The organism is Anoxybacillus andreesenii (genome assembly GCF_030813005.1).
GTDB classification, from domain to species: domain Bacteria; phylum Bacillota; class Bacilli; order Bacillales; family Cytobacillaceae; genus Robertmurraya; species Robertmurraya andreesenii.
The window spans coordinates 1-4,630 of the sequence record NZ_JAUSTU010000055.1; the positions used below are offsets into that span (position 1 = coordinate 1).

At 39.8% G+C, this 4,630-nt stretch carries 3 protein-coding genes, 14 tRNA genes and 1 rRNA gene; all 18 read right to left on the minus strand.

The genetic code is table 11. The features are described 5' to 3' along the window. Nucleotides 1-387: 387 nt before the first annotated feature. Entirely contained in the window at nt 388-1,428 is a 1,041-nt protein-coding gene (locus tag J2S07_RS21440; protein ID WP_307152417.1) for an SIR2 family protein, read from the minus strand. A gap of 209 nt (nt 1,429-1,637) precedes the next feature. Then, nucleotides 1,638-1,719: transfer RNA gene (locus tag J2S07_RS21445), tRNA-Leu, on the minus strand. A gap of 126 nt (nt 1,720-1,845) precedes the next feature. Beyond that, nucleotides 1,846-2,403: a GNAT family N-acetyltransferase gene (locus tag J2S07_RS21450; protein WP_307152418.1), complete on the minus strand. Its 558-nt coding sequence runs from the start codon at nt 2,401-2,403 to the stop codon at nt 1,846-1,848. Between the two features lie 38 nt (nt 2,404-2,441). Then, nucleotides 2,442-3,005, minus strand: coding sequence for a GNAT family N-acetyltransferase (locus J2S07_RS21455; protein WP_307152419.1), 564 nt, complete (start codon nt 3,003-3,005; stop codon nt 2,442-2,444). A gap of 170 nt (nt 3,006-3,175) precedes the next feature. After that, nucleotides 3,176-3,249, minus strand: a tRNA-Cys gene (locus J2S07_RS21460). Between the two features lie 10 nt (nt 3,250-3,259). Then, nucleotides 3,260-3,334 (minus strand) — tRNA-Gly (locus J2S07_RS21465). 3 nt (nt 3,335-3,337) lie between these two features. Further along, nucleotides 3,338-3,412, minus strand: a tRNA-Gln gene (locus tag J2S07_RS21470). A gap of 7 nt (nt 3,413-3,419) precedes the next feature. Next, nucleotides 3,420-3,495, minus strand: a tRNA-His gene (locus J2S07_RS21475). 11 nt (nt 3,496-3,506) lie between these two features. Beyond that, nucleotides 3,507-3,580, minus strand: a tRNA-Trp gene (locus tag J2S07_RS21480). 22 nt (nt 3,581-3,602) lie between these two features. After that, a tRNA-Tyr gene (locus J2S07_RS21485) sits at nt 3,603-3,686 on the minus strand. A 27-nt stretch (nt 3,687-3,713) separates the two neighbouring features. Beyond that, nucleotides 3,714-3,789 (minus strand) — tRNA-Phe (locus tag J2S07_RS21490). 16 nt (nt 3,790-3,805) lie between these two features. After that, nucleotides 3,806-3,882, minus strand: a tRNA-Asp gene (locus J2S07_RS21495). 38 nt (nt 3,883-3,920) lie between these two features. Then, nucleotides 3,921-3,994 (minus strand) — tRNA-Met (locus J2S07_RS21500). A gap of 179 nt (nt 3,995-4,173) precedes the next feature. Further along, nucleotides 4,174-4,249, minus strand: a tRNA-Val gene (locus J2S07_RS21505). Nucleotides 4,250-4,255: 6 nt separating this feature from the next. Beyond that, nucleotides 4,256-4,327: transfer RNA gene (locus J2S07_RS21510), tRNA-Glu, on the minus strand. 15 nt (nt 4,328-4,342) lie between these two features. Then, nucleotides 4,343-4,435 (minus strand) — tRNA-Ser (locus tag J2S07_RS21515). Nucleotides 4,436-4,438: 3 nt separating this feature from the next. Beyond that, nucleotides 4,439-4,513, minus strand: a tRNA-Asn gene (locus tag J2S07_RS21520). 24 nt (nt 4,514-4,537) lie between these two features. After that, a 5S ribosomal RNA gene (gene rrf, locus J2S07_RS21525) occupies nt 4,538-4,630 on the minus strand; the annotation flags it as partial.

Genomic DNA, 4,630 nt, shown 5'->3' on the forward strand with positions numbered 1-4,630 from the left:
GCACTATCCCGTCAATCATAATCACTTTAAATAAGGCTGGCAAGCTTCTGCATTTTTTATTGCATTTTTATGTACTTTTTTCTTGCAAAATACACATGGCAGTGTTTTATTATATAAAAAGGTAGATGTTAAGTATGTAAGTGAGCGTTTAGGCCATAAAGACATTGATACTACTTTAAAAAGATATGCTCATCTTCTCAAGGAATCAAAGGAAAAAAATGATAAGCTTGCTGTTGATACTTTTACTGAAATGTACGATTAAATGTACCTATATCCGAAGAACAAGATTCACAACATAAACTTTTGTAAGTATCTTAAAAAGCCTGATAATCGTTGATTTATCAGGCTTCTTGTTTATAAGGACAACTTCCCGTTATTTATTATGTCTTAACTATTAATTTTTGCTAAATATGGGTTGCTCAAAATTTTCCCCCTCTTATTTTCTTCAACCAATAAATTATTGATGTATGTTCCGATATCCTCGAAGCTCATTTCATTTTTAAATCCTTTTGAACCGTCTAACCATTTCACATTCATTAACATATCAAATGTTGCTTCACATGTACGTCTAGGGAACTTTCCTAATGAAGAACTAAATAAGTCTGTATGGGTTTTATAATGATGTGTATGTATAAACTCATCCCACGTTTCTCTCAATTCTTCCTCCGGTCTAATATCAATAATTTCAATTTCCTCAAGATTTCTTTTTTCCACCGTACCCCAAGCTTCCTTCAACAATTCAATTGCAGAAACATCAGTTTTAGGTGCGCTATACCCGAATATCGTAAACATATATGCACTCTTCAAATAATGCTTAGTAATATTCCAATTATCTCTTATAAAGATGTCGTTAGTATAATCCTTTTCCTTTACAGGATACAATAAATTTGTAGGTTCAAAGGATTTCCCACAGATCGGACAATTGTTTTGAATAAGACCACCGCGTTTATGTTCATGACAGATACCAACATAAACGTTCCCATGTAAAAAAGCTAATTTGGGTAAATTATCAGTATACTGGTATACTCTCTTATATGCCTGAAGAAGTAAGGGATCCCAATTAAAAGTAGCAACTAAATCTTTTTTTGTTAAACTCAGGAGCATGAAATCATAAATAGTTGGTTCATCTGGTATTTCAAAATCAAAAAAATAACTATAGATTTTTTTCTCTAGTTCTAGAGTAATAGCTTCACACTCAGGACGACTTTTCAATTCTGAGTATATATCTTCAAGGTTATCACTTTCTGTCTGCAGTCTAATTTCATTAATACTATCTGTCATTCCTAATTTTTCAATAAAACCAGCCATTACTGATGTCTGCTTACCTTTTTTATCTCCGTTCGGGATAGCAGCAACACTTGCTCCCGCTCCAAGTAAAACCACATGTGGACGCTGTTTCATTATTATTTCAAACTCTTCACTATTCATTAAAGTTCACCTCATTCTCTCAATCATAAAAATTTGTGTAAAAACTTGTGTAAAACAAATTTAGTAATGTGTAATTTTTGTGTAATTCAAAATCAATTCCTATCTTTTTCTATCGGAATCATATCAAATAAAAAAGCCCACAAACATTTGTGTATCAACGTTTGTGAGCTTTTAAACTTTATTAAAACGAACCTACTTTATTCTTTTGATACCGGTGGTCGGGGTCGAACCGACACTCCTCACGGAACACGATTTTGAGTCGTGCGCGTCTGCCTATTCCGCCACACCGGCATGATATCAATGTCCTGTGGAACAATTGTTATTCTAGAACAACAATTTAGTATCTCAAGACAAAGAATATCTTATCATGATATTTAGTTGTTGTCAATTGAAAATGAGCTTTTTTAGGAATGAAATTTATCTATCTTTGTGGAAAATTTGATTCATTTCCCACTCTTCCCGAAGCAAGCCCATTCGGATAGAATCGTAATACTCACCATTATAATATCGAACCTTGCGAATCCTTGCCTCCATTTTCATGCCGAGCTTTTCTCCTACTTTGATCATTCTTTCATTTCCTGACCATGTAGTATAGCCTACCCGAACGAGAGGCAGGGTATGAAACAAATGATTAATCCACAGGCGTATCACATTGGTCCCATAACCACCACTCCAATATTTTGGGTCGTAAATGACAATCCCCATTTCGAGCCATTTAGAAGGCTCATGCTCCCAATAGTAGCCTACGGTTCCGATAACCTCTCCAGCAATCACAATAGCCCAACGATTATCTGGATTGGCAAAGGTAGCCCTCTGCTCCCAAAACTCTTCAAATGATATTTGTTTAAGTTCATAATATGGGGCATCCCACTTTTTCCATTCAGGGGATTCCTCTTTGAAGATAAGCTCCCACAATCTTTCTAAATCATCATCTTTAATTGGTCTTATAGTCAATTCATTTTCTTGATAACTCAATCAAACTCCACCCCAAAAATAGATTACTTGTTTCCTAGTTATTGAAAAAAATCTTCCTTTAAAATGGCATACATCTTAATATCCCAAAACCTATTCTTTGCACACATTCCTTTTCTATGGGTGCCCTCATAAGTCATACCAGCTTTCTCCATCACTCGCTGCGAGGCGATATTTTCTACAAAACATCTAGCCTGTATACGAACCAAATCCATGTTGGCGAATCCAAATTGAACGAGGGCTTTTGCAGCTTCAGTCGTTATGCCCTTTCCCCAATATTCTGGAGAAATCACATATCCTATTTCTGCAGTATGCTGTGACGGCTTCCACCAGACGAAGTCGATGGTTCCTATCATTTGACCGGTTTCCTTGTATTCAATAGCCCATGGTGCAACCTTATGGCTTTCATATTGCTGCAGAACGAACTGGATAAACTCTTCGGTATCTGCCATCGTTTTATGTGTATCCCAGGTCACATATTTAGATACTTCATCATTTGTTGCGTAGGAGAACATATTCTCTATATCATCCATTGTAACCTTTCTTAGTTTTAACCTTGGTGTTTCTAAAACTGGCAAATTGCCATAAATATCTTCAATGTTCATAATCCACAACCCCTAAAATTGCGTTTAATTGAAATCTTCAATTATTTCAATTTATAAAAAAAGACTTAATCATATAGATTAAATCTTATCATACTCGTATATTCCATGTTACAAATTAATTAGTCCCATAAATAAAAAAACGTTATTCTAAATAACGTGTGAAAATCATCTGGAGGCGGCAACCGGATTCGAACCGGTGGTAAAGGTTTTGCAGACCTCTGCCTTACCACTTGGCTATGCCGCCAAAAACAATATGGAGCGGAAGACGGGATTCGAACCCGCGACCCCCACCTTGGCAAGGTGGTGTTCTACCACTGAACTACTTCCGCAAATGGCTGGGCTAGCAGGATTCGAACCTACGAATGACGGAGTCAAAGTCCGTTGCCTTACCGCTTGGCTATAGCCCAATATGTATGGGGCGATCGATGGGAATCGAACCCACGAGTGTCGGAGCCACAATCCGATGCGTTAACCACTTCGCCACGACCGCCATTATGAAATTGGCAGGGGTAGTAGGAATCGAACCCACACCAAAGGTTTTGGAGACCTTCGTTCTACCTTTAAACTATACCCCTATATTATCATAAATAAACTATATGGTGGAGGGGGACGGATTCGAACCGCCGAACCCGAAGGAGCGGATTTACAGTCCGCCGCGTTTAGCCACTTCGCTACCCCTCCAAGCTAAAGCCATACATTATGAAAAAATGGTGGCTCAGGACGGAATCGAACCGCCGACACATGGATTTTCAGTCCATTGCTCTACCGACTGAGCTACTGAGCCAATTCTTTTACTATAATGGCGGTCCGGACGGGACTCGAACCCGCGACCTCCTGCGTGACAGGCAGGCATTCTAACCAACTGAACTACCGGACCAAAGTAAAACTAATGAAAGGAAATATAAGCTTCCTTGATTGCGGGGACAGGATTTGAACCTGCGACCTTCGGGTTATGAGCCCGACGAGCTACCAGACTGCTCCACCCCGCGATAATATTATTTATGAATTTTTTCCATGCTCTTAAATCCCCATATGACTGTCCCGATTTCAGTAAGCTGATTCAAGATGCAGCTCAATCGGTACAACTCGCAGTTTATTCGATGAAGTAACACTCGTTGCTCCACCCCGCGATAATATTATAGGAAATCTTTTGCTTTGCAAAAAATCATGGTGGAGGATGACGGGATCGAACCGCCGACCCCCTGCTTGTAAGGCAGGTGCTCTCCCAGCTGAGCTAATCCTCCAAATAATGACCCCTACGGGATTCGAACCCGTGTTACCGCCGTGAAAGGGCGGTGTCTTAACCGCTTGACCAAGGGGCCTAAACAAAATAATTATGGCGGAGAGCAAGGGATTTGAACCCTTGAGACAGGTTTTGCCCGCCTACACGATTTCCAATCGTGCTCCTTCGGCCACTCGGACAGCTCTCCTTATGGCTCCGCGGGTAGGATTCGAACCTACGACCGATCGGTTAACAGCCGATTGCTCTACCACTGAGCTACCGCGGAATAACACTAATAGAATATTCTATCGCCCGGCAACGTCCTACTCTCACAAGGGGACAGCCCCTAACTACCATCGGCGCTGAGAAGCTTAACTTCCGTGTTCGGTATGGGAACGGGTGT